Source organism: Sphingomonas pollutisoli (assembly GCF_029167165.1).
Classification (GTDB): Bacteria; Pseudomonadota; Alphaproteobacteria; order Sphingomonadales; family Sphingomonadaceae; genus Sphingomonas; species Sphingomonas pollutisoli.
Genome location: NZ_JARFNJ010000014.1, coordinates 70,363 through 94,399, shown reverse-complemented (window position 1 = coordinate 94,399; position 24,037 = coordinate 70,363). Strand labels below are relative to the sequence as shown.

The 24,037-nt window shown below is 65.6% G+C and carries 20 protein-coding genes, 1 tRNA gene and 1 pseudogene; 12 read left to right on the top strand and 10 right to left on the bottom strand.

The window, feature by feature from the left end; all coding sequences use genetic code 11:
- Positions 1 to 929: 929 nt before the first annotated feature.
- Positions 930 to 1,190, bottom strand: a complete 261-nt coding sequence (locus PX554_RS22650; protein WP_275504616.1) for a hypothetical protein — start codon at positions 1,188 to 1,190, stop codon at positions 930 to 932.
- A 198-nt stretch (positions 1,191 to 1,388) separates the two neighbouring features.
- On the opposite strand from PX554_RS22650, the gene PX554_RS22645 reads away from it, so the two are divergent.
- Complete coding sequence (locus PX554_RS22645; RefSeq protein WP_275504615.1) at positions 1,389 to 1,967, top strand: recombinase family protein; 579 nt, start codon at positions 1,389 to 1,391, stop codon at positions 1,965 to 1,967.
- Positions 1,968 to 2,321: 354 nt separating this feature from the next.
- Here PX554_RS22645 and PX554_RS22640 read toward each other — a convergent pair whose 3' ends face one another.
- The 6 genes from PX554_RS22640 to PX554_RS22615 form a co-directional block, all read right to left on the bottom strand.
- Complete coding sequence (locus PX554_RS22640; protein ID WP_275504614.1) at positions 2,322 to 3,923, bottom strand: hypothetical protein; 1,602 nt, start codon at positions 3,921 to 3,923, stop codon at positions 2,322 to 2,324.
- A 485-nt stretch (positions 3,924 to 4,408) separates the two neighbouring features.
- Positions 4,409 to 5,191, bottom strand: coding sequence for a hypothetical protein (locus PX554_RS22635; RefSeq protein ID WP_275504613.1), 783 nt, complete (start codon positions 5,189 to 5,191; stop codon positions 4,409 to 4,411).
- A gap of 607 nt (positions 5,192 to 5,798) precedes the next feature.
- Positions 5,799 to 6,131 carry a helix-turn-helix domain-containing protein gene (locus PX554_RS22630; protein WP_275504612.1) on the bottom strand — a complete coding sequence of 111 codons (333 nt, stop codon included), beginning with the start codon at positions 6,129 to 6,131 and terminating at the stop codon, positions 5,799 to 5,801.
- 82 nt (positions 6,132 to 6,213) lie between these two features.
- Complete coding sequence (locus PX554_RS22625; RefSeq protein WP_275504611.1) at positions 6,214 to 6,624, bottom strand: hypothetical protein; 411 nt, start codon at positions 6,622 to 6,624, stop codon at positions 6,214 to 6,216.
- 106 nt (positions 6,625 to 6,730) lie between these two features.
- Positions 6,731 to 8,446 carry a site-specific integrase gene (locus tag PX554_RS22620; protein ID WP_275504609.1) on the bottom strand — a complete coding sequence of 572 codons (1,716 nt, stop codon included), beginning with the start codon at positions 8,444 to 8,446 and terminating at the stop codon, positions 6,731 to 6,733.
- Between the two features lie 90 nt (positions 8,447 to 8,536).
- Positions 8,537 to 8,622: transfer RNA gene (locus PX554_RS22615), tRNA-Tyr, on the bottom strand.
- A 234-nt stretch (positions 8,623 to 8,856) separates the two neighbouring features.
- On the opposite strand from PX554_RS22615, the gene rlmB reads away from it, so the two are divergent.
- Entirely contained in the window at positions 8,857 to 9,609 is a 753-nt protein-coding gene (rlmB, locus tag PX554_RS22610; RefSeq protein WP_093222577.1) for a 23S rRNA (guanosine(2251)-2'-O)-methyltransferase RlmB, read from the top strand.
- 110 nt (positions 9,610 to 9,719) lie between these two features.
- On the opposite strand, the gene dnaA is transcribed toward rlmB, so the two are convergent.
- From dnaA to mutM, 3 genes are all read right to left on the bottom strand, one after another.
- Complete coding sequence (gene dnaA, locus PX554_RS22605; RefSeq protein WP_275504618.1) at positions 9,720 to 11,129, bottom strand: chromosomal replication initiator protein DnaA; 1,410 nt, start codon at positions 11,127 to 11,129, stop codon at positions 9,720 to 9,722.
- Positions 11,130 to 11,588: 459 nt separating this feature from the next.
- Positions 11,589 to 11,852 (bottom strand): 30S ribosomal protein S20, encoded by a 264-nt coding sequence (gene rpsT / locus PX554_RS22600; RefSeq protein WP_093222580.1) that lies wholly within the window; start codon positions 11,850 to 11,852, stop codon positions 11,589 to 11,591.
- A gap of 96 nt (positions 11,853 to 11,948) precedes the next feature.
- Entirely contained in the window at positions 11,949 to 12,761 is an 813-nt protein-coding gene (mutM, locus tag PX554_RS22595; protein WP_275504608.1) for a bifunctional DNA-formamidopyrimidine glycosylase/DNA-(apurinic or apyrimidinic site) lyase, read from the bottom strand.
- A 101-nt stretch (positions 12,762 to 12,862) separates the two neighbouring features.
- On the opposite strand from mutM, the gene PX554_RS22590 reads away from it, so the two are divergent.
- The 10 genes and pseudogenes from PX554_RS22590 (at position 12,863) to PX554_RS22545 (ending at position 24,008) form a co-directional block, all read left to right on the top strand.
- Positions 12,863 to 13,594, top strand: a complete 732-nt coding sequence (locus tag PX554_RS22590) for a class I SAM-dependent methyltransferase (protein ID WP_093222583.1) — start codon at positions 12,863 to 12,865, stop codon at positions 13,592 to 13,594.
- A gap of 115 nt (positions 13,595 to 13,709) precedes the next feature.
- A complete protein-coding gene (gene ubiB / locus PX554_RS22585; RefSeq protein ID WP_093222585.1) occupies positions 13,710 to 15,251 on the top strand; it encodes a 2-polyprenylphenol 6-hydroxylase in 1,542 nt (513 codons plus the stop codon).
- Between the two features lie 4 nt (positions 15,252 to 15,255).
- On the top strand, positions 15,256 to 16,356 hold the full coding sequence (locus PX554_RS22580; RefSeq protein WP_275504606.1) for a hypothetical protein: 1,101 nt from the start codon (positions 15,256 to 15,258) through the stop codon (positions 16,354 to 16,356).
- Positions 16,353 to 17,625, top strand: a pseudogene (locus PX554_RS22575) (bifunctional phosphopantothenoylcysteine decarboxylase/phosphopantothenate synthase). Before PX554_RS22580 ends, PX554_RS22575 begins: the two are co-directional and overlap by 4 nt.
- 46 nt (positions 17,626 to 17,671) lie before the next feature.
- The gene (gene dut, locus PX554_RS22570) at positions 17,672 to 18,121 is read left to right on the top strand and encodes a dUTP diphosphatase (protein WP_275504605.1); all 450 of its coding nucleotides are present in this window, start codon (positions 17,672 to 17,674) and stop codon (positions 18,119 to 18,121) included.
- The gene (locus PX554_RS22565; protein WP_275504604.1) at positions 18,121 to 18,501 is read left to right on the top strand and encodes a hypothetical protein; all 381 of its coding nucleotides are present in this window, start codon (positions 18,121 to 18,123) and stop codon (positions 18,499 to 18,501) included. The genes dut and PX554_RS22565 overlap by 1 nt, the downstream gene beginning before the upstream one ends.
- Entirely contained in the window at positions 18,498 to 19,259 is a 762-nt protein-coding gene (locus PX554_RS22560; protein WP_275504603.1) for a HesA/MoeB/ThiF family protein, read from the top strand. The genes PX554_RS22565 and PX554_RS22560 overlap by 4 nt, the downstream gene beginning before the upstream one ends.
- 352 nt (positions 19,260 to 19,611) lie before the next feature.
- Positions 19,612 to 20,751: a non-hydrolyzing UDP-N-acetylglucosamine 2-epimerase gene (wecB, locus tag PX554_RS22555; RefSeq protein ID WP_275504602.1), complete on the top strand. Its 1,140-nt coding sequence runs from the start codon at positions 19,612 to 19,614 to the stop codon at positions 20,749 to 20,751.
- Entirely contained in the window at positions 20,735 to 22,039 is a 1,305-nt protein-coding gene (gene wecC / locus PX554_RS22550; protein ID WP_275504601.1) for a UDP-N-acetyl-D-mannosamine dehydrogenase, read from the top strand. The genes wecB and wecC overlap by 17 nt, the downstream gene beginning before the upstream one ends.
- A gap of 550 nt (positions 22,040 to 22,589) precedes the next feature.
- The gene (locus PX554_RS22545) at positions 22,590 to 24,008 is read left to right on the top strand and encodes an exopolysaccharide biosynthesis polyprenyl glycosylphosphotransferase (RefSeq protein ID WP_093222605.1); all 1,419 of its coding nucleotides are present in this window, start codon (positions 22,590 to 22,592) and stop codon (positions 24,006 to 24,008) included.
- Positions 24,009 to 24,037 lie beyond the last annotated feature (29 nt).

Sequence of the window (24,037 nt, the reverse complement as noted above, 5' to 3'; positions counted from 1 at the left end):
TTCAAGTGCGCGCGATCAAATCGGAACGCTGCGCGGCATCAGATTGGAATGCCTGCGCGCGATCGTCGGAATCCGCACCGGTAGGCTTCCCGCCGAGCCCACGCGGCGATTGCTTGGCCTTTCCCGGCGCTGATCGACTGCGTGAGGAATAGGACGCCAACAGGAGACACGAGGTTATCCATGCCGTCCTCCGTGGCATCGGGATCGGAGTGCCGGGCATAGTCGGGAAACGAACGCGAGAGAGCGTTGCTCGCCTGATAGACAGGGAGGCCGGCAGCGCGGCAGATGTCCTCGGCACTGAAGTACGGCAGGCCGTCCTCCCGCTTCAGGATGCGGACGGGGCGGTCCCCTCGGAACATGAGGGTTTCAGCTCCCCCGCTGAGGGGAAGTGGCGATGTCATTGGATTGCTTTCTATTGTGCAATGAGGATGCCCGCAGCGGCTTGGCTGGGGCATGGGATGAGCCGTTCAGGATCGGAGGAACCCGGCAAGGTGAACGGAGGTGGTTCGGACGGAACTGATGGGACCCTGTGGTTTCAGGAGGCCCGGTGTTCTGTGGAGCGATTGTCGTTGCGCGTCCGGTTCCATCGGAAAGGGGGATGGGACCCAAAGGAAATAGGGGACCCGTAGAAATCTTGGGGCGGCGGTTGCGGCGTGTAGGGTCTGACGGCTGCGCAGCCGGTCGAGCGAAGCGGCCATTTCGAATTGCGATTTGGCCCAGACTGGCGACGGGAACCCGCCGGGCCCGGAGGGGGCCCAAGGGGACCCGCCACTTCGCAAGGCGCTCGAAGGCCCGCCGATCGCCGGGGGCTTGCCGCGCCCGTGCTGCCTTCCTGTGCCCCGCCCTATGTCGTCGAGGGACTGCGGGGGACATTAGGGCCGATGGGGCCGCAGATCGCCGGAGGGATTGGCCCTAGGTTGGTGGCAATCTCAGGAGTCGGCGAGATCGCTGACTACCGCGTCTCGCTTGTCCTTCACGTCGCCGACGACATCCTTCCAGTCCTCGCTATCGAAGCGGTCAACATCGTCGGATAGGGCTTGGGCGTCGGTCCGCGCCTTGTCGATCTGGTCCCGCAGCGAGGAAACTTCCCCTTCGAGGCGGTCGATCTGGTCTTGCTTGCTCTCGCCGCCCCCGCAGCCCGACAGGGCGATCAGGAAAGCGAGGACTGCAAGCGTATAGGTCCGGCGCATAGCTTCCCCCTTGCGTGCCCTCGTGGCCTTGATGCCGCAGGCTCTTAGGTCTGCCAAGCGCCTCGGTGCGCCAGACTCAAAAGTTGAAGGTTGTGAGACCGGGGCTTAGCGGTCTGCATCTTTGTCTCACAAGATAGGTTGACAGTTTATGCGATAGGTCTCATAAGTGCAGCATACCTTCAGAGACACGAGGCCCTCATGTCCCGCATCGCCTACTACCGCACCTCCGGAGACTCCCAGAGCATCGAAGCACAGCGGCAGGCCCTCGGGGGTGGCTTTGACCGTGAGTTCGCCGATGAGGGCGTGAGCGGCGCCATCAAGGCCGAGGAGCGCCCAGCGTTCGCCCAGCTCCTCCAGTATGTCCGAGAGGGTGACACGATCTACGTCTATGCTCTGGACCGGCTGGGGCGCGATGCGCTGGACGTGCAGGCAATGGTCCGTCATTTGCTCGACAAAGGGGTGATGATTGATGTTCGAGGCCTCGGAGTAATCGGTCGGGGCGTCGGAGAAATCATCGTCGCTGTCCTCGCCCAGATAGCTGACATGGAGCGCCTGCGGATCAAGGAGCGGTGCGACAGCGGCCGTGCGGCGGCTCGGGTGTCCCTTGAGGCCACCGGGAAGACCCATCGGGGCAAGGAGAGCTTGGGCCGCCCCAAGGCCGCAGAGCCCCGAGAGGTGATCGCATGGCGCCGGGCGAACAACGCCAGCATCAAGGCCACTTGCGACCACTTCGGGCTCTCAAAGGCCACCGTGGCACGCTACTGGGCGTCCAAGTAGCAGCACCGCACGAAGCGACCGAGCCCCGCATGCCCCATATCGGACAAGGGGGGCATCGAACAGCACCTTAGGCCCCTGGGCCACACTGCGCATTTCCCGTCCGCTCTCATGTAGAAAACATGAGGCTTCGCCCCCGGCCGGCCCCGCGTAGGGAGGGGACCTAACGCCCTTTTGAGCATATCCCGCGCTCGCAGGCCGGAAAAATAATCGGGTGGCGAAATCCGCAGTTTGCCGTGGGGACCTGAGCCTAAGCCTTTGCTATGTAATGATGTTACATTACAAGATTTTGTGACAGGTCAGAGCCTATACGGACGACACGATGAAGGCCGCAGAGGGACTGCAAGCCCCTCCAGCTCACGCGGCTCTCAAGTCCTCGAAATACCGTGGCGCCACCCGCAGTCCCCTCCGTCCCATCCAGTCGATTAGCGCCGGGTGCGCCAAGGTCTGCCGCAGGGCTTCGCTCGTGACGCCCATAGCTGCCCGCACAGCCGCCTTGGTGACCTTCCGGTCCGGCGAGGCCCTCAGGCCTTCTGCAATCGCCAGCGAGGCCCGCAGCGCCCCTTTCGGCATCTTCGCACCCGCCGGGCGCCAGGGCCGTACAGACGCACCGGGGAACGTCTCTGCCAGTAACGACGCCAAGCCCGGTTGCTTGTCGATCACGTAGACTTCGCAGTCCCCGCAGACCCCGTCAGCCCCTTGCCGGACTGAAGCGCGACAGATGGCCTGCAAGAGGTTGTGGCGGTGTTCGCCGGCTTCGATGGCGTCCACGGTCGCCTTTGCGGTCGCGGTCGCCAGCGGGCCTCCTGCGGCGATGTGCAGGGCCGTGTAGGTCGCGCTGGGTTGCCTCCAGAGCCCGATGACGACGACGCGGGAGATGTCCTTGTAATCGTTGGTGCCGTGATGGTTTCCCCAGTGCAGGAATGAGAGGCGCTCCGGATTGACGGTGAGGCCCCGAAGCTCCTCCACGATACCGTAGCTGTCTCGGTCCTGCGCATGGATGATTAGCCACGGATCGGCGTCGTCCCCTTGGTTGATGAGCGCGGAGACGGATGACAGGACATCTCGCCGGGCTCCTTCGTCATCCAAGGTTGATCGGCTGGCCGCACGGTTCCAGTGGTGGACGCGGAGGCGGCTGTAGTCGGCTGTGAAGTCTGGAAGGCGCTGGAGCGTGCCCGCCGTTTCCATCGTCTTGTAGGTCTCTCGGACCCTGCCGGAAGCGTCGAGGATTAGGCATGGCGCGAAGTCAGCAGGGAGGGGCAACACGGCCCCGGCGAGGTGCAGGCCGTAGAGCTTGCAGTTGACCACTACGCCTTCTCGATCCGCGAAGAACGGGAGGGCCGCTAGAGGTCCAGCGATATCCCAATCCAGATGCTTTTTGAGCGCCCTGTGAGCGTGGTGGACCCCAACCGGCACTGTGACAGCCTGCCCAATCGCATCGTCCCTGAGCGTGTCTCCTAGGGCCTCCAGAGCCTTCGCGGCGGCGGGATCGTGCGGGCGTAGTTTCTCTGGCGCTTTGACGATGTGGTCCTTGCGGAGCTGCGCAGGGCGAGCGGGCGTAAGGGACTCGTCCCAGACGCGCCATGCCCGAGGCTTGCCGAGGTAGTGGAAGTAGGCGGTATCGGCGAAGGATTGGTCTTGGCATCGCCTGTGGAGCATCTCGTGGGTCGTGAAGAGGACCGGAGTGGTGTAGGGGTCGGCGGAATACTTGGCCGACAGCGCAGCACCCTTGTTGACGAGGACAGCGCAATCTTGTGTGCCAAACTCCGCCCGGCTTATGCAGCTCTCGATTTCCTTGATGGTCGCAAAGGCGATCAAGGCCCCGGCGGGGGGACTGAAATTCTTAGCCTTCCATTCGTTGAGGAAGTTGCACAAGGTTTCGGTCTTGCCGGCTCCGGGATCGAGGGCGGACAGAAGATACTTGTCGGTCTTGAGTGATCCTGAGAGCATGAGGTCCATTGTGTTCCGGACCGAATATACCGCTGTCCCTTTAGGGTCCTGTAAGAGCCCTTGAGAGTTTATCATTTACAATTCCATTGACTATCATTCTTCGGGTCCTTCACCACAAAACCCAAGAGACCTTAAGGTATCTTATAGAATTGCTTGGGGTTTCGGGTCCGTCCTTGGGATTTTCCGGTTGTGCATAAGTCAGGAGTAATTCCGCATTCGTGGCCTATCCGCATTCGTGGAGCGTATCACGCGAAGGCGTAATCGGCCCTCAAGACGTCCGCCAGATCGAGGGTGCCCCGCTGCGGTTTCTCCAGTGCCTCCAGTTTCTCCAAGCCCTCGTCGGACAACACGCGGACCGGGCGTAGGTCTCTGGATGACCGCGAGATTACGGCGGGAGCGGTCGTGCATATGTCTGCATTAAATGCCGCACGAGGCCGCTGCGGGCGTCTCAAGGGCATCCCTCAAGTCCACCCGCAGCGTACCCCCGCCGTGCCTTACTGGACCGTGCAGTCCGCCAAGGCCGGGGGTTCCTGCATGTTTACGTCACAGGCGGCTACGGCCTCATCGATCGCGGCGAAGAACTTGCCGGAACCGCTCTCCGCGATGACCGCAGCGGCGCCCACCAGCATCGCCACTTCCTCGTCTGAAAGGCTGGACCGACGCTCCGAGATGAACGCAGCGAGGCCTTGGGTGGCCCCGATCTCGATCATTCCGGACGGGCTCGCCGGGATGGTCTTTCGCGCGTTATCGATCAGGTCGTGCACTTCATCGGTCGAAAGGGCCTTGCCGATGCCACCGCTCTCGTCCTCCTGTTCCTTCGAGGTCCGGGCGACGTAAGCGAGCCATTCCTCGGAACGATTGTCCAGACCGTCTTCGTCCATGATGGCGCGAGGCGCATGGGTCTGGAGCCAGTCAGCGTTGGCGCGGAGGCCTTCCCGCAGCGCAGGAGCAAGCTCGGTCACGTCGAAGCGGCCGAAAATCCCCGCATTAGCTTCGAGCCAATCGAGAACGGTATAGGTATCGCCAAGAGGCAACGTGAACTCGTCTAGGCGGTCGGCATTTTCACCTTCAAGCGCGACTACGGGCACCGCGCCCGTGATCCCGACAGCGTGGTTGAGAGCGTCGAGGTGTATACCGCTGCACTCCGTATCAGAGACGAGGCCCAATGCCTCCCAAACTGACCAGACGGATATATGGGGGACGCCGTCAACGGCATAGGCGACGATAGGAACGCCGTTGAGGCAGAGGGCGGCCGAACGGATCGAAATGGAAGTCATGCAGGCACCTATAATCATGCCGGGACGCCGCCGTATTCGACGGAGACGCCAAGGCGCGTTGAGAAAAGCCCACGAAGGGCGGCTGGTGGTGTTTGCGCTCACGCCTGCCGGTCGGAGCCTATCAGGATGCCCTGTCGAAACGAGGTCGGGCAGCGCTCGGGACCATACGCTAGGCGATGGCTGACTATCCTGTGTGTGAACCGGCCTCGGGCGCTATAAAAGACGTGTAAAACACGCCCGGTTCACTTCCGTTATGCGGCTTGGGTATCAAGTCGCCGTGGGTGCGTCAATCCTCACTACGGCAGGCTTGAGCACCGCCGCAGTTTCGGACTTCTGCATACGTTGGGGATAACTCTCACAGCGCCGTCCATCTGCATACGTTGGCTGTAAATCCCTGCCGCGCGGGTTGTGCATACATGTGGAGTAATTCCACGGGCGGGAGCGGTCCTGCGTAGGTGAGTGGTAATTGCCCGCTTTCTGCATACGTCAGCACTAATTCCCGCGACCCGCTGCTCCCCCCTACATGGACCCTAATCCCGTCGAGACCCTTGTGCATACGTGGGTTGTAACTCCGGCGCCGGCTGTTCGTGCATACGTCTGCACTAATTCACCCGTCCAAAGCGGCCTTAAGCTGCTCAAGTACAGCCCTGCCTCGGGCGCTAACCTTGAAGATCGCCGATCGGAGGTCGCCGGGGTTACGCTTGCGGACGAGAAGGCCGTAGCCGGGCTTGCCGCTGCGCAGGTTCTCCGAGAGGTCCAAGAGGTGCCGCGAAGTCGTCGAGCGGTTGCCGTGCATCAGCGCCTCTAGCTCTTTGGGGGTCTTCCCCTCGTTTTGCGCGACCATCAGGAACGTTTGAACGACCGACAGAGGTATCTCCACCGTCATGGCTTCCTGAAACACGCGGTTGATCCGCAGCGCCCGGTCTAGGTGGTCGTTCATATCCAGCTCTTCCCTGTTTGGCCCCTCCTAGCCGCCCGTAAGATAAACTTCAACTGTGGATAATCCACGATCACAGTGCACTTTAGCCCCTCACGACAGCCCGCGAAACCCAGTAATCCTCAAGCGGCTCGTCGTCCTCGTCGTCTGTCTCAAGGAGCTGCGGGCTCAGGTGAAACGCCACCGCCTCCGCAGCATTTCGGCCGTGTTCGGAGAGTCGATAAGCCATCTCTTTCCCCTCGACGGCGGGCGGCACCTCTTCAATTAAGCGGGCTCCTGGGCGACCAGATGCCGCGACCTTTCCGAGGTCCTGCAAGTCGTCATAGAGAGCCCCCGACTTGCCTCCCAGCGCCTTTGTGAGTTGCTTCATGGTGACGGGGCCCTGAAGAGCTACGTGCAGGAACACGTCGATCTGTCGAAGCGTCACGGTCTTTTTCATGTACTTGAGCAAAGCCCGGTGCGCGTAGTAATAGGCGGTGATACCGTTGCTCGACATTGCAGCTCCCTCGTGTTGCCTACAGGGCTACTCCACGGGACCGAGTCTGCGGTCAACAGGCTTTTGGGATGGTGGACATTCCACAGATGCGGAGCAAATGTCCGCCTTAATTGCCCTCGCTGCCGTCAATCGTCACCTCAAGGTGCGCGAGGTCCAGACCGGGATAGGTGATCTTCTCCAGAACCGCGAGTAGGTTAGCGATCGGGAAGCCGCCACCGATGGTCCCGTAGATGCTCTGGGAACCCGCTATGGCCCTGCCGAGCAGCGCGAGGGCCTCCGCGTCCCCGTAGACTCCAGCAGCCCTCAAGCGGTCCTCGACGCCGTGCCGGAAGCTATGCATCCCGAGCTTGGTGCCGGTAATCTCCAGCTTCTTCAGGTGTGCGCTGAACCGCTCTCCAAACTTGGCGCCGAATTGACCGCGCGAGCTGGCTTTAGCGTCTGGGAACAAGGCTTCTTCCGGCTTGTCGTCGGCCCGCCTCTGCTCAACGAAAGCAAGGAAGCCCAGCCGCAGCAGGGCCGAAGGGACCGGCACGTCCCGCCGACTATCTTCGTTCTTCAGGCTGCGACCAGTGTACGGGCGGATGCGAAGCGCCAAAACGCCCTCAAGCTCAGCCGCGTCCATGATCCGCAAACCGGCAATCTCTGCGAGTCGGGCGCCCGTAAAGAGGGCGATGAGGGGAACCCAGAACGCTCCGGGCTTCGCCACGTCCGGGGGAGCTGGCGTGTCCCAAGGCGCCGTTGAGAATAGCTTGGTGAGCTGCTCCGTGCTGAAGGCGTCCCGCTTATCCCTATCGGCCACTGGGTCCGCTACGCTCAGGCCGATGAAGCGGTTCTTCTCCACCCACTCCTCTTTGACCCCAAAGTTCCAGATTGACGAAATGTGAACCATGTACGCGTTGTTGATCGTGCGCGGCTGGATAGTCGGCAGGCCTAGCTCCCGAGCCCTCTCAACCGCTTCTGGGACAGAAAGACCAGCTAGGCTCTTCTGCTTCCCGAGGTTGACCGGCAGGCCTTTGACCAATTCGAATATGTCTCGCGCATCCTCTCGCGTGATTGAGGCCGCTTCCCGATCTCCCACGGCGTCTTTCAGGACCCTAGAAACCGCCTCCGAAGCTGCGCGTGATGACCGTTTCCACCCTTCCCACTTGTGCGCACGATAGGCGTCCACGAGGGCCGAGACGGTCCTCTTGCGTCCTCGGGGGTTGAGAGGCCGCGCCGGCCTCGGGGGGATCGGAGGCGCATAGCCTGCGAGGTGCCGATGGATTTCCTCCGTGGCCCCTACCAGCTTGGCGTTAAGCGCCCACAGGAGCCGTCGCCGCTCTTCGCGGTTCGCCGGGTCGAGCCGGAGCCCTTCGAGAGCTAGAATGTGGTCCGCCGTGGGCCCGAGGATGCCCTCTAGAAGCTCGTCGTCCGGCCGCACCCGTAGCTTCCGCAGCTCATCGAGAAGCCATATCCAACCCTCCCCGGCAAACTCACCGTGCCCTTCTTGGAGGCGCTGCTCCATCCCTGTGCGCTGATCGTGAAGGAGGACCGCCGCTAAGTCGTCGATGATGGCAGGGGTGAGCCTGTCGAACGCCGCCGCCGCCCCCTTGGCTTTCAGACGCGCTCGGCCTCGTGCCGCCTTAACGTCATCGTCGAATTGCCGCTTGGCCCGCTCGTATATGCGGAAGGCGTCCGCCGTCATGTAGGTACGAGCGCCTAGAGGGACCTTCAGGACCGACTTGGGCTTGGGAAGGAAATCTCGGACGTCTCGGGGGTACACCCGGCGGAAAACGAGCCTACCGGTGGCTTCTTCAATGACGTAATCGAGGGTCTTACCCATGATAGCTTCCGCACCGTTTTTTGTACCGGATTGGAGCTTAGAAGCCACGATTTCAGCCGTTTCTTCGTCAAAACAAGGCCTTGAAAGCCTTGGTGGACAGGGCTGGATTCGAACCAGCGTACGCTTGCACGGGCAGATTTACAGTCTGCTGCCTTTAACCACTCGGCCACCTGTCCAGATTGGGCCGCCAAAAAGCGAGGCGTGCCAATGCCGACCTCGAAGCCCGCTGTCAACGCCCAACAGCGGCAAATCGCGGGCGAGACTTGCATGCCGGCAGCGCGGCGCATACCGAACGGCAAGATTCATCGCGGCGGATGTCGATCCCCCGCTTATCGGACGCCCTTCATGATGACCCGTGTCGATCTCCCCCCCGTTTCCCGCGCGGCCGTAACCCGCCGAGTGCCGAACTGATGGCGCGGCGCGGACACCGCCCGTCACAGGCGCCCGCCGGCCGGCCCCGCTTCTGGGGCCGCCATGCGGTGATCGCCGCGCTCGCCAACCCGGACCGCGTCGTCCGCAAGATCTGGGCGACGCGCGAAGCGCTCGCGAGCCTCGACATCCCGCCCGTGGTCCCGATCACCTATGCCGATGTCGCCGATCTGGCGCGGCTGGTGCCGTCCGACGCGCCGCATCAGGGGCTGGTCGCGGAAGTCGATCCGCTCGAGGATATCTGGCTCGGCGATCTGCTCGAACAGGGCGCCGACGATCGACGCCCGCTGCTGGTGCTCGATCAGGTGACCGACCCGCACAATGTCGGCGCGATCCTGCGTTCGGCCGCCGCGTTCGATGCGCTCGGGATCATCACGCCCGATCGTCACGCGCCGCCCGAATCGGGCACGATCGCCCGCGCCGCCTCGGGCGCGCTCGAGATCGTGCCGTGGGTGCGGGTGGTGAACCTCGCGCGTGCATTGGAAGAAATCGCGGAAGCCGGCTTCTGGCGCGTCGGATTGACCGGCGAGGCGCCGCAGACGCTCGAGCAGGCGATGGGGCAGCAGCGCGTCGCGCTGGTGCTCGGCGCCGAAGGTGAAGGCATGCGGCAGAACACCGCCGCGCATTGCGACGAACTGGGCCGGCTGCCGATCTCGCCGCGGATGGAGAGCCTCAACGTCTCCAACGCCGCCGCGATCGCGCTTTACGCGGCCACGACCCGGGCTATGGCTTAACAACGACCGTTCGTGCCGGGCGAAGTCGCGGCGCCTGCGCAGGTGCCGCGACTTCGCCCGGCGCGAACGGCTGGCGCGGCCTCCGATGGGAGCGGCACCAGGCCGCCCCCTCACCCCTCCAGCGTATGCAGCAGCGTCCTGACGGCGGTGTCCACATCGCGATCCTTGTCGCGCAGTTCCTCGATGCGGCGCACCGCGTGGATCACGGTCGAATGGTCACGGCCGCCGAACTTGCGCCCGATCTCGGGCAGCGACCGCGTGGTCAGCCGCTTGGCGAGATACATCGCGATCTGGCGTGGGCGCGCGATCACCACCGCGCGGCGCGCGGAGACCAGTTCCAGCGGCTTGAGATCGAAATGGGCCGACACCACCTTCTGAATCTCGTCGATCGTCACGCGCCGCTCGGCGCCGCGCAACACCTCGCCCAACGTCGCCACCGCGAATTCGAGATCGATCGCGTCGCCGGTCAGTTGCGAATAGGCGACGACGCGGTTGAGCGCTCCCTCCAGATCGCGGATGCTCGCGGTGATCCGCGTCGCGAGCAGATCGAGCACCTCCTGCGGCACCGTCACGTTCGGCAGATCGGCGAGCTTGCGCGCGAGCACCGCGCGGCGCAGCGTGAGATCGGGCGCCTTGATGTCCGCGACGAGGCCGCACGACAGCCGCGAGGTAATCCGCGCCTCGACTCCATCGAGATCCTGCGGGCAGCGGTCGGCGCTGATGACGAGCCGCTTGCCCGCGCCCATCACCTCGTTGATCGTGTGGAAGAACTCCTCCTGCGTCGAATCCTTGCCGGCGATGAACTGGAGGTCGTCGATCAGCAGCACGTCGGCCGAGCGCAGCCGCGCCTTGAAGCTGTGCGTGTCCCGCGCGCGCAGCGCCTGCACGAACTCGAACATGAACCGCTCGGCCGACATCAGGATCACATGCGCGCCGGGCACCGCGTCGAGATAGGCCGCGCCGATCGCGTGCATCAGGTGCGTCTTGCCCTGCCCGGTGCCGCTGTGGAGGAACAACGGGCTGAAGCGCGGCACGCCCGGCTCGGCGAGCGCACGCGCGGCGTTGAACGCGACACGGTTCGAGGCGTCGACGACGAACCGGTCGAAGGTGAAGCGCGCGTCGAGCGGCGGGCGCTCGGCGGCGGCGGCAGGCGCCGGCGCGGCCGGCACCGGGCGCAACACGGCGATCTCCGCCGATTCGGCCCGGAGCGTCGCGGGCTGCGGCGTCGTGGACCGGGTCTCGATCGACACGGTGCGCACGCTCGGCACCAGCGCGCGGAATTCCTGGAGCAGCCGGTCGGCATAATGGTTGCTGACCCAGTTGCTCATGAACGCGGACGGCAGCGCCAGCCGCACCGCTTCCAAGCCATCGTCCTCGATCAGTTCGATCGGCTTCAGCCACTGGTCGAACAGCCGCACCCCGGCGGACTCGCGCAGATGCGCGCGCACCACGCTCCAAGCCTTGGCGATCTCGCCGCGTCCGTCCCGAACGTCCGAACGTAACGCTCCCCTGGCCCCGATCCCGCTCACGCAACACCTTTCCGCCGGCCGCGCGCATGTCGCGGCCGCAAATTCAGACACACCCTCCCCCAGCCGGAATCACGGTCCCGCTGTTGGTGACGATCAATCAATTGAATAGCGCGGACGACCGTCTGCGCTTCGGAGGTCGATTATGAAGATCGCGACGAGTCGATCAAGAGCCGCAGCCGTCAGATATTTGAAATAATCCGGTTGACTCGTCTCGGGCCAAGGATTCCCGTCAAAAATCTTATAATCTGCTGAAATACATATGTTTTCTGGATGCCCTCGGTTCAACACACATCGCGAATCGCGGGGAATCCTATGTTTGTTACTTGGCCCGATATTTGCGCGCGCCTATCGGTGCAGCGCGGAAATTCGCACCGCATCTATCGCGGACGCAGCAAAAGCCCGCTTGGGAAACCCCAAGCGGGCATCAGCATTCCGGTAGAGGGAAAAGCGTCAGGCGAGCGCGGCGAGGCGCTTGGTCAGCCGCGAGAATTTCCGCGAGGCGGTGTTCTTGTGCATCACGCCCTTGGCGACGCCACGTGCCAGCTCGGGCTGCACCTGCGCCATCGCCTCGGTCGCGGCGGTCTTGTCGCCCGATGCGAGCGCGGCTTCCGCACGCTTCACAAAGGTACGGATGCGACCGACCCGATTGCCGTTCACAATGGCGCGGTTCGCGTTGCGCCGGATTCGCTTTTTCGCCTGTGGCGTATTGGCCATGAAGCCCTCTGAGTCTGAAATCGGGTGACGCGCCGGGATCGCTCCCCGCGCTGGAAGGCAGGCCCCTTAGCCAGTCGGCCCGTGCAGGTCAACCTTTTAGCGTTGGCAGCGCGGACACCAGAAGGTCGATCGCCCACCATCGGCATAGCGCGAAACCGTCCCGCCACAGCCACACGCCTCACCCTCACGCCCATAGACAGCGAACTGCTTGGAAAAATAGCCGAGTTCGCCATCGGGCCGGGCGTAATCGCGCAACGTCGAGCCTCCCGCCGCGATCGCGGCGAGCAGCACCTCGCGAATCGCCGCGACCAACCGGGTGAGCTTCGCGCGAGACACCTGTCCGGCGGCGCGCCTGGGGCTGATGCCAGCGAGGAACAGCGCTTCGCACACATAGATGTTGCCGAGCCCCGCGACGATGCGCTGATCGAGCAGCATCGCTTTGATCGGCGCGATTCGCCCTTCGAGCATCCGCGCCAGATAGGCGGGGGTAAGATCGTCACCGAGCGGCTCCGGCCCCGTAGCGGTGAAAGCCGGATAGACGTCAAGCGACTCGGTCGGCACCAGATCGACCGAGCCGAACCGGCGCGCGTCGTTGAGCGCCAACCGCCGGCCCGTATCGGTTTCGAGGATCAGGTGGTCGTGCGGCAAGAGCTCGCCCGGATCGACTCGCCACCTCCCCGACATGCCGAGGTGGAAGATCATCGTGTCACCGCGATCGGTGCCGATCAGCCCGTATTTGGCGCGCCGGCCGAGCGCGGTCACGCGCGCACCGGTCAGCCGCTGGCGCAGATCCGCGGGGAACGGCCGGCGCAGATCGGGGCGGCGCGTCTCGACCAAGGTCAGGCGCGCGCCCTCCAGCACGGGCGTGAGACCGCGCACGGTGGTTTCGACTTCGGGGAGTTCAGGCATCGCCATCCGATTCCGCCGTTCGTCCCGACGAACGGATGTGGGTTGAACCAAAGAGCTAGGTTGCGTTTGCCCGCGCCACAAGCGCCCGCTAGAGCGGCCCGATGACCGATACCGTATCCTTTGGCTATGAAGACATTCCCGCAGCCGAGAAGACCGCCCGCGTCGGCGGCGTCTTCTCGAACGTCGCGGCGAAATACGACCTGATGAACGATGCCATGTCGGGCGGCATGCACCGGATCTGGAAGGATCGGTTCGTGCGCCGCGTCAAACCGCGCGCGGGCGAGCAGATCCTCGACATGGCCGGCGGCACCGGCGACATAGCGTTCCGGCTGGAGACGTCGGGCGCGTCGATCACCGTCGCCGACATCAACCCGGACATGCTCGCGGTCGGCATGGAGCGCGCCGCCAAGCGCGGCATCGACGGCCTCGTCTGGACCGAAGCCAACGCCGAGACGCTGCAATTCCCCGACCGGTTCTTCGACGCCTATACGATCGCCTTCGGCATCCGCAACGTGACCGACATCCCCAAGGCCCTGCGCGAGGCGCACCGCGTGTTGCGGCGGGGCGGACGTTTCTTCTGCCTCGAATTCTCGACCACGGTGTGGCCGGGTTTCGCCGAGGTCTATGATGCCTATTCGCACCGTATGGTGCCACAACTCGGCAAGCTGCTCGCCGGCGACGCCGACAGCTATCGCTATCTGATCGAATCGATCCGCCGCTTCCCCGACATGCCGACGTTCGAGGCGATGATCGGCGAGGCCGGGTTCGTGAACACGAAGGTCGAGCCGATGCTCGGCGGGCTGGTGGCGATTCACAGCGGCTGGAAGATTTGATGTCGGCAAAGACTCTCCCCTCCCGCTTGCGGGAGGGGTCGGGGGAGGGCCTGTCGAGGACGCGTCGCCTGACACACGCCCTCCCCCAACCCCTCCCGCAAGCGGGAGGGGAGCTGTGACCACCCCCACCGTCCATCTCTGGCGACTGCTCAAATGGGGCCGCATCCTCGCGCGGCACGGCGCGCTTCAGGGCATCGAGCGCGATCCCAACACGCCCACCCCGATCCGCCGGCTGGTGCGGATCGCACGGTTCGGCGCGCGCGTCCCCGCGACGCCGCGCTATGCCGACGCCTTCCACGCGATCGGCCCGGCCGCGGTCAAGCTCGGGCAGACGCTCGCGACCCGGCCCGATATCGTCGGAGATGCCGCCGCGCACGATCTGCTGCGCTTGCAGGATGCGCTGCCGCCGCTCCCGTACGAGACCATCCACGCCGCGATGGCGAAGGCGTTCCAGCGCGATCCGGCGACCTTGTTCGCCTCGATCGATCCGGTGCCCGTCGGCGCGGCCTCGATCGCGCAGGTCCACCGCGCCGTCACCACCGACGGGCGCCGGGTCGCGGTGAAGGTGCTGCGTCCGGGCGTCGAGGAGGATTTCGCCCAGGCGATCGACACCTATGAATGGGCCGCCGCGCAGATCGAGGCGATGGGCGGCGAGCTCGCCCGGCTGCGCCCGCGCCTCGTCATCGCCACGTTCAAGCGCTGGACCGCGCGCGAGCTCGATTTCCGCCGCGAAGCCGCCTCCGCCTCCGAACTCGCCGATGCGATGACGGCGGAACCCGATTTCGTCGTCCCCAAGATCGACTGGCAGCGCACCACGGGCAAGGTGCTGACGCTCGAATGGATCGACGGCATCAAGCTGTCCAACCGCGCCGCGCTGGTCGAGGCGGGGTATGATCTGCCCAAGCTCGCCAACACGCTCGTCCACGCCTTTCTCCGCCAGGCGATCGCGGAGGGCTTCTTCCATGCCGACATGCATCAGGGCAATCTGTTCGCGCTGCCGGGGGACCGGATCGCCGCGATCGACTTCGGCATCATGGGCCGGATCGACCGGCGCGCGCGCGTCTGGCTCGCCGAGATCCTCTACGGGCTGATCACCGGCAACTATAAGCGTGTCGCCGAAATCCATTTCGAGGCGGGCTACGTGCCGCCGCACCACAATGTCGCCGAATTCGCGACGGCGCTGCGCGCGGTCGGCGAGCCGATGCGTGGTCTCGCGGTCAAGGACATGTCGATCGGGATGATGCTCGACAGCCTGTTCAACATCACCCGCGATTTCGACATGCGCACGCAACCCCATCTGCTGCTGCTGCAGAAGACGATGGTGATGGTCGAAGGCGTCGCGACCAGCCTCGATCCCGACATCAACCTGTGGGACACCGCCGCCCCCTTCGTGCGCGAATGGATCCGCACCGAGCTCGGGCCGGAGGCCGCCGTCGCGGACCGGCTCATCACCGATCTGCGCACGCTGGCGCGCATCCCCGAGCTCGTGCGCAATATCGAGCGCCAATTCCCCAGCCCCGGCGGCGCGCCGCCCGAGCCGCCGATGCGGCCGATCGCGGTACTCGGGTCAGGGCGGCACATCGCGATGCGCTATGTCCTGGTCGCGGTGGTGAGCGCGAGCGCCAGCTTCGCCGCCGCCTGGCTGGCCCTGCACTGACGCGGTGCCGCGCACGGTCGCCCCACTCTGGCTCGCCGCGCCCAGCCGCTTCGCGCGGCTGAGCCGCGGACAGGCGCGGCTGGTGCTGATCGGCCTCGCGCTGCTCATCGTGGCGAGCCTGTTCGCGCTGCCGATGCCTGCGAGCGACCCATCCGCCGAGTCGGCGCGGACCGATCTCAACCTCTATCAGACGATCGTCGAGGGTGTGCGCACCGGCGGCGACTATTACAGCGTCGCGGCGCGATCGCTGCGCGCGGGCGATTTCCCGCTCAAACCGTTCGTCACCTTCCGCCTGCCGACATTGGCGGTGATCGAGGCGGCGCTGCCGGACGGCGCTCTCGTGGCGTTGCTCGACGCGCTGGCGCTCGGCGTCTTCATCGCGTGGTTCTTCCGGCTGCGAGATGCCTTCGCGCGGCGCCTTCCGCTGGTGGTCGCGCTGCTGCTGCTCGCCGGCGGAATGCTCGGCTTCGTTCAGAGCGACCTGGCCGCGTTCCATGAGGTTTGGGCCGGCCTGCTGATCGCGCTGTCGCTCGCGCTGCGCCGTCCCGGTCATTGGGTCGAGGCGGTGGCGTTCGGGATGATGGCGATGCTGATCCGCGAGACGGCGGCGCTCTACGTCGCGATCATGGCGGTGCTCGCGCTGGTGCAGGGCCAACGGCGTGAGGGGCTGGTCTGGGGCGCCACGCTCGGCGTGTTCGCGGTGGTGATCGCGCTGCACGCGCACGCCGTCTCGCAAGTCGTACATGCGACCGATCCCGCGTCGCCAGGCTGGGCCGGGATGCTCGGCTTCGGCTTCTTCGCCGAGGCGATCGCGGTTTCGACCGTGCTCACGCTGTTTCCGTTGGCGGTGGCGGCGCCGTTAGTTGCGCTCGCGCTGGCGGGTTGGGCAGCCTCGGAGAGCGATCTCGGCCTGCGCGTGACAGTGACCTTGGCCGCTTATGCCGTGCTGATCGCGCTGTTCGGGCGCGCCGACACCTTCTATTGGGGGCTGATGATCGCGCCCACGCTCCTCGTCGGCCTCGCCTTCGCGCCCGATGGCGTGCGCGACCTGGTCCGCGCCGCTGCCGAACGGCGGCGAATCACGGTAACGCGGGTGGTGCGGTGAAGATTTTGCTCGTCATCGGCGGCGGGATCGCCGCCTATAAGGCGTGCGAGCTGATCCGGCTGTGCCGCAAGGCCGGCATTTCGGTGCGCTGCGTGCCCACCGCCGCCGCGCAGCAATTCGTCACCCCGATGACGCTGGCGGCGCTGAGCGAGAACCAAGTGTTCACCTCGCTGTGGGATCTCAAGGACGAGGCCGAGATGGGGCATATCCAGCTCAGCCGCGAGGCCGACCTGATCGTGGTCGCGCCGGCCACGGCCGATCTGATGGCGAAAATGGCCGTCGGCATGGCGGACGACCTCGCGACGACCGTGCTCCTCGCGACCGACAAGCCCGTGCTGGCCGCGCCGGCGATGAACGTGCGGATGTGGCACCATCCCGCGACCCGCCGCAACGTCGCGACGCTGCGCGGCGACGGTGTGACCGTGATCGAGCCCGACGAAGGCCCGATGGCCTGCGGCGAGTTCGGCGCGGGGCGCCTGCCCGAACCGGAGGCGATCCTGGCGGCGATACGGACGGCGCTCGGCGCGTGATAGTCACCCTCACCCTTCCCGCCCGGCTGCGCCGGGGGGGGGCCTTCCCTCTCCCATTGGGAGAGGGAGGGAGGAGCGAAGCGACGGAAGGGTGAGGGTGACGAAAACGCCACACATCCTCGTCACCGCCGGCCCCACCCATGAGCCGATCGATCCGGTGCGCTACATCGCCAACCGCTCCTCGGGCAAACAGGGCTTCGCGATCGCCGGGGCGTTGGCGGCGCTCGGTGCGCGCGTCACCCTCGTCGCCGGGCCGGTGACGCTCGCCACACCGCCAGGCGTAGATCGCATCGATGTCGAGACCGCGCGCGAGATGGCCGACGCGGTCGAGGCCGCACTTCCCGCCGACGCCGCCGTGCTGGTCGCCGCCGTCGCCGACTGGCGGGTCGAGAGCATGCCGCAAAAGATCAAGAAAGGCGCGGGCACGCCCGTGCTTCACCTCGTCGAAAACCCCGACATCCTCGCCGGGCTCGCCCGCAGCCCCCGTCGACCGCGCCTGTTGATCGGCTTCGCCGCCGAGACCGAGCGCGTCATCGAACACGCCACCGCCAAGCGCGCGCGCAAGGCGGCCGACTGGATCGTCGCGAACGACGTGTCGGGCGACGTGATGGGCGGCGCGGACAATGCGGTCCATATCGTCACCGAATCCGGCGTCGAAAGCTGGGCGCGCATGCCCAAGGACGAGGTCGCGAAGGCGCTCGCCGAGCGGATCCTGGCGACGCTCGCCGGACGCGGATGAGCGCGCGCCCTTAGACAAATGCGTCAAAACCGCTAAGATGCGCGCCATGACTCCCCCGCCGATCACCATCAGCATCAAGCGCCTCGATCACGGCAAGGGCCTTCCCCTGCCCGCCTATGCGACCGACGGCGCCGCCGGCATGGACGTGGTCGCCGCCGAAGCGCTGACGCTCGCGCCCGGCGCGCGCGCGGCGGTGGCGACCGGCTTCGCGATCGCGATTCCACACGGGTTCGAGGTTCAGGTCCGGCCCCGCTCGGGGCTCGCGCTCAAACATGGCGTCACCTGCCTCAACACGCCCGGCACGATCGACAGCGATTATCGCGGCGAGGTGAAGGTGATCCTCGCCAATCTCGGCCAGGAACCGTTCGAGATCGCGCGCGGCGACCGGATCGCGCAGCTCGTCCCCGCCCCCGTCCAGCGCGCGGCGCTCGACGAGGCCGATGATCTCGACGAGACCGTGCGCGGCGTCGGCGGGTTCGGATCGACCGGGCGGTGATGCTCGGGCTCGCCTTGCTGCTTCAGGCGACCGGTGACCTGCCGCCGCTGCCGACCGACTGGTCGACGCTCGCGCCGATCCCCTATGTCGATGCGCCGACGCTCACCGCGCCGCTCGTGAAGTTTGTCGCCGGCGAGATCGCCGCCGGGCGCTGCGCGGTGCCGAAGCCGGCTGATGGCCATTATGTCGTCAAGGTCGATGTCGCGACGCTCGTCGATCAGGACGGCACGCTGCGCCGCGCGGTGCCGCGCGCGATCGATTGCCCGACGGTCGAACAATATAGCGCGGGGCTTGTCAGCAGCTTCGCGCGCGCCAATCTCAACGCGGGCACGGTGACGATGTGGTATCGCGCCACCCTGGTCTATGATTGGCATGGATGACGCTGAGCGACGCTGAACTCGAACGCTACGCCCGGCACATCGTCCTGCGCGAAGTCGGTGGCGCCGGGCAGATGAAGCTGCGCGCCGCGCGCGTGGCGGTGGTCGGCGCGGGCGGGATCGGATCGCCCGCCATCCAGTATCTCGCGGCCGCCGGAGTCGGCGAGCTGATCCTGATCGACGACGATCGCGTCGATCTTTCCAACCTCCAGCGGCAGACGATCTTCGGCGGCGACGATGTCGGCACCCCCAAGGTCGCGACGGCGGCGGCGGCGGTCATGCGGCTCAACCCGGCGGTGCGCGTAACGCGGCGCTCCGCGCGGCTCGATGCCGGCAACGCCGCCGATCTGATCGCGGGTGCGGACGTCGTGCTCGACGGGACGGACAGTTTCACCGTGCGGCTGGCGGTGGCCGATGCGGCGCTGACGGCGCGCGTACCGCTCGTCTCGGCGGCGGTCGCGCAATTCGAAGGGCAACTCGCGGTGTTCCGTGGCTGGGAGCCGGACAAGCCCTGCTACCGCTGCTTCGTCGGCGACGATCCCGACCGCCCCGAGACGAGCTGCGCCGAGGCCGGCGTGCTCGGCGCGATGGCGGGGGTGATGGGCACCCTCGCCGCGCTCGAAGTCCTGCGCGCGATCACCGGTTTTGGAGAGGACAGCGCGGGCAAGCTGCTGCTGGTCGATGCGCTTGCCTTTCGCTTCCGTACGATCGGCCTGCCCAAAGACCCCGGCTGCCCCGGATGCGGCGGCGCGGCGGATTAGGAGCCCGGCTTCGTCGCCGGCCGCTCCTCCTCGCCCAGTACGTGCCAGCCATGGAAATCCCTTACCATCGGCACACGACACCCCTTGCAAACGCTGCGGAAAGCGGTGCCGTCATGCCAGACCGAGTGACGACTGCGGTGATGTCTTCCGAAGATGCAGGAAATACGCTGCACGATATCCATTCAATTAAGCTCCGTCAGTAACGCCCCGGGCCGTGCGACCCAAGCTCCGGTGGCGATTTCAAAAACGAATGGCGGCCGCATACTCCCGGCCGCCTTGCCTTGGTCATGAATTCTTCGTCACGATGATCCGGTTAGCCGGACTTTAACGCTCCGACGGCAAAGGCTCCGACATGACAACCTCAGCCCCGCGCACCGTCCTCCTCATCTTCGGCACGCGCCCGGAGGCGATCAAGCTCTTCCCCGTCGTGGCGGCGCTGAAACGGGTGCCCGGCCTGACCGTGCGAACCTGCGTCACCGCCCAGCATCGCGGCTTGCTCGATCAGGTGCTCGCGATCGCCGGCCTCACGCCGGACATCGACCTCGACCTGATGGAGCCGGGCCAGTCGCTCGACCGGCTCACCGCGCGCCTGTTGACCGGACTGGGCGGCGTTATGGACGCCGAAAAGCCCGATCGTGTCATCGTGCAGGGCGATACCGCGACCGCGATGGTCGGCGGGCTCGCCGCATATTACAGGAAAGTGCCCGTCAGCCATGTCGAGGCGGGCCTACGCTCGGGGGATATATACCAACCGTGGCCCGAGGAAGTAAACCGCCGCATCGTCGCACCGATCGCGGACCAGCATTTCGCGCCGACCGAAACCGCCGCCGAGGCGCTGCGCCGCGAGAATATCGCGCCCGCGACGATCCACGTCACCGGCAACACCGTGATCGACGCGCTCCACGCCACCCGCGCGAAGCTCGATGCCGATCCGGCGCTCGCCGCCGGGCTCGACGAGATCGCCGAGCGTTTCCAGGGCAAGCGGCTGATCCTCGTCACCACGCATCGGCGCGAGAATTTCGGCGGCGGTATGGAGAACATCGCGCGCGCGATCGGCCGCATCGCCGACCGGCCCGACACGGCGGTGCTGTTCCCGGTCCACCCCAACCCCAACGTCGTCTCAGTGATGGACGCGGTGCTCGGCGAGCGCGCCAACGTCGCCCGAATCGCTCCGCTCGATTATCCGCATTTCATCCGAGCGCTGGGCATGTGCGAGATCGCGCTGACCGATTCGGGCGGCGTGCAGGAGGAGGCTCCCGCGCTCGCCAAGCCCGTTCTCGTCATGCGCGAGACGACCGAGCGCCCGGAAGGCGTGATCGCGGGCACGGCCAAGCTGATCGGCACGGATTCCGACCGCATCGTTTCCGAAATATCAACCCTCCTCGACGACAAGCACGCCTATTCGGTCATGGCCCGCGCCCACAACCCGTTCGGCGACGGTCATGCATCCGAGCGGATTGCAAGGATCGTCGCTGATGGTTTCGAACGCTGAACTCAAGGTCGTCGTCGTCGGCCTCGGCTATATCGGGCTGCCCACCGCCGCGGTGATCGCGCGCACCGGCGCCAAGGTGCTCGGCATCGACGTCAGCGAACACGTCGTCGAAACGGTCAATTCGGGCAAGGTCCATATCGAGGAAGTCGATCTCGACGGCCTGGTCTCGGGCGTGGTCGCGCGCGGCACGCTGCGCGCCGCCACCGAGGTCGAGCCAGCCGACGTGTTCGTCATCGCGGTGCCGACTCCCTTCGCGGACGATCATGCCCCCAACATCGGCTACGTCCTGCGCGCCGCCACCACGATCGCGACGGTGCTGAAAGCCGGCGACGTGGTGATCCTCGAATCGACCTCACCGGTCGGCACCACCGAGAAGGTGCGCGATCTGCTCGCGAAGCTCCGCCCCGATCTCAAGGTGCCGGGCAAGACCGGCGAGGCCGCCGACATCGCGATCGCATATTGCCCGGAGCGCGTGCTGCCCGGCCGCATCCTCGTCGAGCTGATCGACAACGACCGCGTGATCGGCGGCATCACGCCCCGCTGCGCGCGAAAGGCGCTCACCTTCTACCGCCGCTTCGTGCGCGGCGCGTGCGTGACGACGACGAGCCGCGCCGCCGAGATGACCAAGCTCACCGAGAATGCGTTCCGCGACGTCAACATCGCCTTCGCGAACGAACTGAGCCGGCTCGCCGACACGATGGACGTGGACGTATGGGAGGTGATCCGCCTCGCCAACCGCCACCCGCGCGTCAACATCCTGTCGCCCGGCCCCGGCGTCGGCGGGCATTGCATCGCGGTCGATCCCTGGTTCCTCGTCCATGCCGATCCCGCCAATTCGCCGCTGATCCGCACCGCGCGCGAAGTCAACGACGCCAAGATCGACTATGTCGTGGCGCGCGCCGCCGCGCTGATCGCGGCGCAGCCGGGCGTGCCGGTCGCGTGCCTGGGCCTCGCGTTCAAGGCGAACATCGACGACTTCCGCGAAAGTCCCGCCCTCAAGGTCGCGACCGAGCTGGCGCGCCGCTTCGGAAACCGCATCGCGGTGGTCGAACCCTATACCAACACGCTGCCCGACGCCTTCGCCGGCACCGGCGCAGGCCTGATCGATATCGACTCCGCGATCGAGCGATGCGGTATCATGATCGTGCTGGTCGATCATGACATGTTCAAATCGGTCCCGCTCGACGAGCGTATCGACAAGCAGGTCTATGACACGCGCGGCATCTGGCCGGACCAACCCGCGCCAAGGGCGTGGGGGGAGACGGAACCGCTCCGCCTCGCCGGCTGACCGCCCTGACCCGCCGCCGGACCGAGGCGGCGGAAATTCAACAGAAACATATCGCGTTCGCCACGGATGATCGTCATTGCGTGATCGTGTCGCAATGTGCCATTGCGCGCACGTTTCCGATCGCTTGCGACCAGGGACCGATACTGGCCGTTGCTGCAAGAAGGGGAGCGCGATGGAAAGTGCGTTGGGGAACGCAACCGACCGCGTCGGCTATCACGCCTTGCGCGCGGCGTCACGTCGATCAGCATGGCGGCGACTTAGGGCGGGCGTTCGTGCATCGACGCGGTCCTACCCCGCACATTGCTCGTTGCGATCGGGCGTTCGTCCCGGCCCGGTGAACGCGGATGTCGCGAGCGTACAGCGCCGAGGTCCGCCTATTACTTCGCGGTCTTTTCAGATCATCCGTCCGGTCCTTGCGTCACGGCTGTGCGGTAGTAAGGTCACGGTGCCGCCATTTTATGCTGCACTGCAAAAATGCGCTTTATAACCAAGATGAATTCCTCTACTTTTATGGGCACGCAACGGTTGAATCACTGCGCGGGAAACCATCATGAACCTGGAATTCGGACGATCCGACTGGGCGCAAGAGCCTGGGTCTCGTGATTCGATGACCTCGGTCGGCAAACCTTCGTGGCGCCCCCGCGCCTCCGCGCTGCGCAGCCGCGCCTTTACCGGGCTCGTCGTGCTCGATCTTTCGTGCATCACGATCTCGTTCGTGGTCGCCGCGCTGCTCCAGGCGCGGTTCGGCAGCGACAAGAACTGGCTGGTCCTGCTCGCCGTGCTGCTCCCGATGTATCTGGTGATCGCGCTCAACGCGCACGCTTATGCCTCGACCAACCTTCAGGATCCGATCCGCTCCGTCGCCAAGGGCGCGCAGGCGCTCGTCATCGCGATCAGCGCGGTGATCTTCGTGGCCTTCTTCGTGCGCGCGTCCGAAGGCTTCCCACGCATGCTGGTGACGATCGGGGCGATCTTCTCGCTCGGCTCGCTGATCGCGGCGCGTTATGGGTTCGTGAAGCACATGCCGGCGATCATCGGCGGCAACCCGTTCAGCGTGATCCTGATCTGCGAAGGAGGGCAGAGCGTTCCGCCGGGCAATTTCTCGGTAGTGATTTCGCCGGAAGCGTTCTTCGATCCCGAACAGCATGATCCGGTGATGTACGACCGGCTCGCCAAGTCGCTCGAAAGCGCCGATCGCGTCGTGGTTGCGTGCAGCCCCGAGCGCCGCACCGCCTGGGCGCACGCGCTGAAGGGCGCCAACATCCAGAGCGAGATCGTCGCGCCCGAATTGCGGGATCTGGCACCGCTCGGCATGGGCAATCACGGTAGCGAGCCCACGATCGTGATCGCCAACGGCCCGCTCGGCCTGTTCGACCGGTTCATGAAGCGCGCCTTCGATTTCACGCTCGCGCTCGGCGCGCTGCTCGCGCTGCTGCCGATCCTCGCGGTCATCGCGGTGCTCGTAAAGCTCGACAGCGCCGGCCCGGTCTTCTTCAAACAGACCCGCATCGGGCGCGGCAACCAGATGTTCCAGATGCTCAAGTTCCGCAGCATGCGCGTGCTCGAATCGGATGCCGCCGGCCATCGCTCGGCCTCGCGCGACGACGACCGGATCACGCGGGTCGGCAAGTTCATCCGCCGCACCAGTATGGACGAACTTCCTCAACTTATTAACGTGCTCAAAGGCGACATGAGCATCGTCGGCCCGCGCCCGCACGCGCTCGGCTCACGCGCCGCCGACAAATTGTTCTGGGAGGTCGATACCCGCTATTGGCATCGCCACGCCGCCAAGCCTGGTCTGACCGGACTGGCGCAGGTGCGCGGCTATCGCGGTGCGACCGTCTATGAATCGGATCTGCGCAACCGGCTCCAGGCCGATCTCGAATATCTCGATACCTGGTCGATCTGGCGCGACCTGCTCATCATCGCCATGACGTTCCGCGTATTGCTGCACCGGAACGCCTTCTGATCCCGTGGTGGCGCGCCGCCGCTGATGGG

Coding starts and splice junctions, on each gene's coding strand:
- wecB (WP_275504602.1), top strand. CDS start 19,612: ATGACAACCTCAGCCCCGCGCACCGTCCTCCTCATCTTCGGCACGCGC.
- PX554_RS22635 (WP_275504613.1), bottom strand. CDS start 5,191: ATGACTTCCATTTCGATCCGTTCGGCCGCCCTCTGCCTCAACGGCGTT.
- PX554_RS22640 (WP_275504614.1), bottom strand. CDS start 3,923: ATGGACCTCATGCTCTCAGGATCACTCAAGACCGACAAGTATCTTCTG.
- PX554_RS22650 (WP_275504616.1), bottom strand. CDS start 1,190: ATGCGCCGGACCTATACGCTTGCAGTCCTCGCTTTCCTGATCGCCCTG.
- PX554_RS22545 (WP_093222605.1), top strand. CDS start 22,590: ATGAACCTGGAATTCGGACGATCCGACTGGGCGCAAGAGCCTGGGTCT.
- wecC (WP_275504601.1), top strand. CDS start 20,735: ATGGTTTCGAACGCTGAACTCAAGGTCGTCGTCGTCGGCCTCGGCTAT.
- rpsT (WP_093222580.1), bottom strand. CDS start 11,852: ATGGCCAATACGCCACAGGCGAAAAAGCGAATCCGGCGCAACGCGAAC.
- mutM (WP_275504608.1), bottom strand. CDS start 12,761: ATGCCTGAACTCCCCGAAGTCGAAACCACCGTGCGCGGTCTCACGCCC.
- PX554_RS22625 (WP_275504611.1), bottom strand. CDS start 6,624: ATGTCGAGCAACGGTATCACCGCCTATTACTACGCGCACCGGGCTTTG.
- PX554_RS22620 (WP_275504609.1), bottom strand. CDS start 8,446: ATGGGTAAGACCCTCGATTACGTCATTGAAGAAGCCACCGGTAGGCTC.
- PX554_RS22630 (WP_275504612.1), bottom strand. CDS start 6,131: ATGAACGACCACCTAGACCGGGCGCTGCGGATCAACCGCGTGTTTCAG.
- rlmB (WP_093222577.1), top strand. CDS start 8,857: ATGGCGCGGCGCGGACACCGCCCGTCACAGGCGCCCGCCGGCCGGCCC.
- PX554_RS22565 (WP_275504604.1), top strand. CDS start 18,121: ATGCTCGGGCTCGCCTTGCTGCTTCAGGCGACCGGTGACCTGCCGCCG.
- dut (WP_275504605.1), top strand. CDS start 17,672: ATGACTCCCCCGCCGATCACCATCAGCATCAAGCGCCTCGATCACGGC.
- PX554_RS22590 (WP_093222583.1), top strand. CDS start 12,863: ATGACCGATACCGTATCCTTTGGCTATGAAGACATTCCCGCAGCCGAG.
- PX554_RS22560 (WP_275504603.1), top strand. CDS start 18,498: ATGACGCTGAGCGACGCTGAACTCGAACGCTACGCCCGGCACATCGTC.
- PX554_RS22645 (WP_275504615.1), top strand. CDS start 1,389: ATGTCCCGCATCGCCTACTACCGCACCTCCGGAGACTCCCAGAGCATC.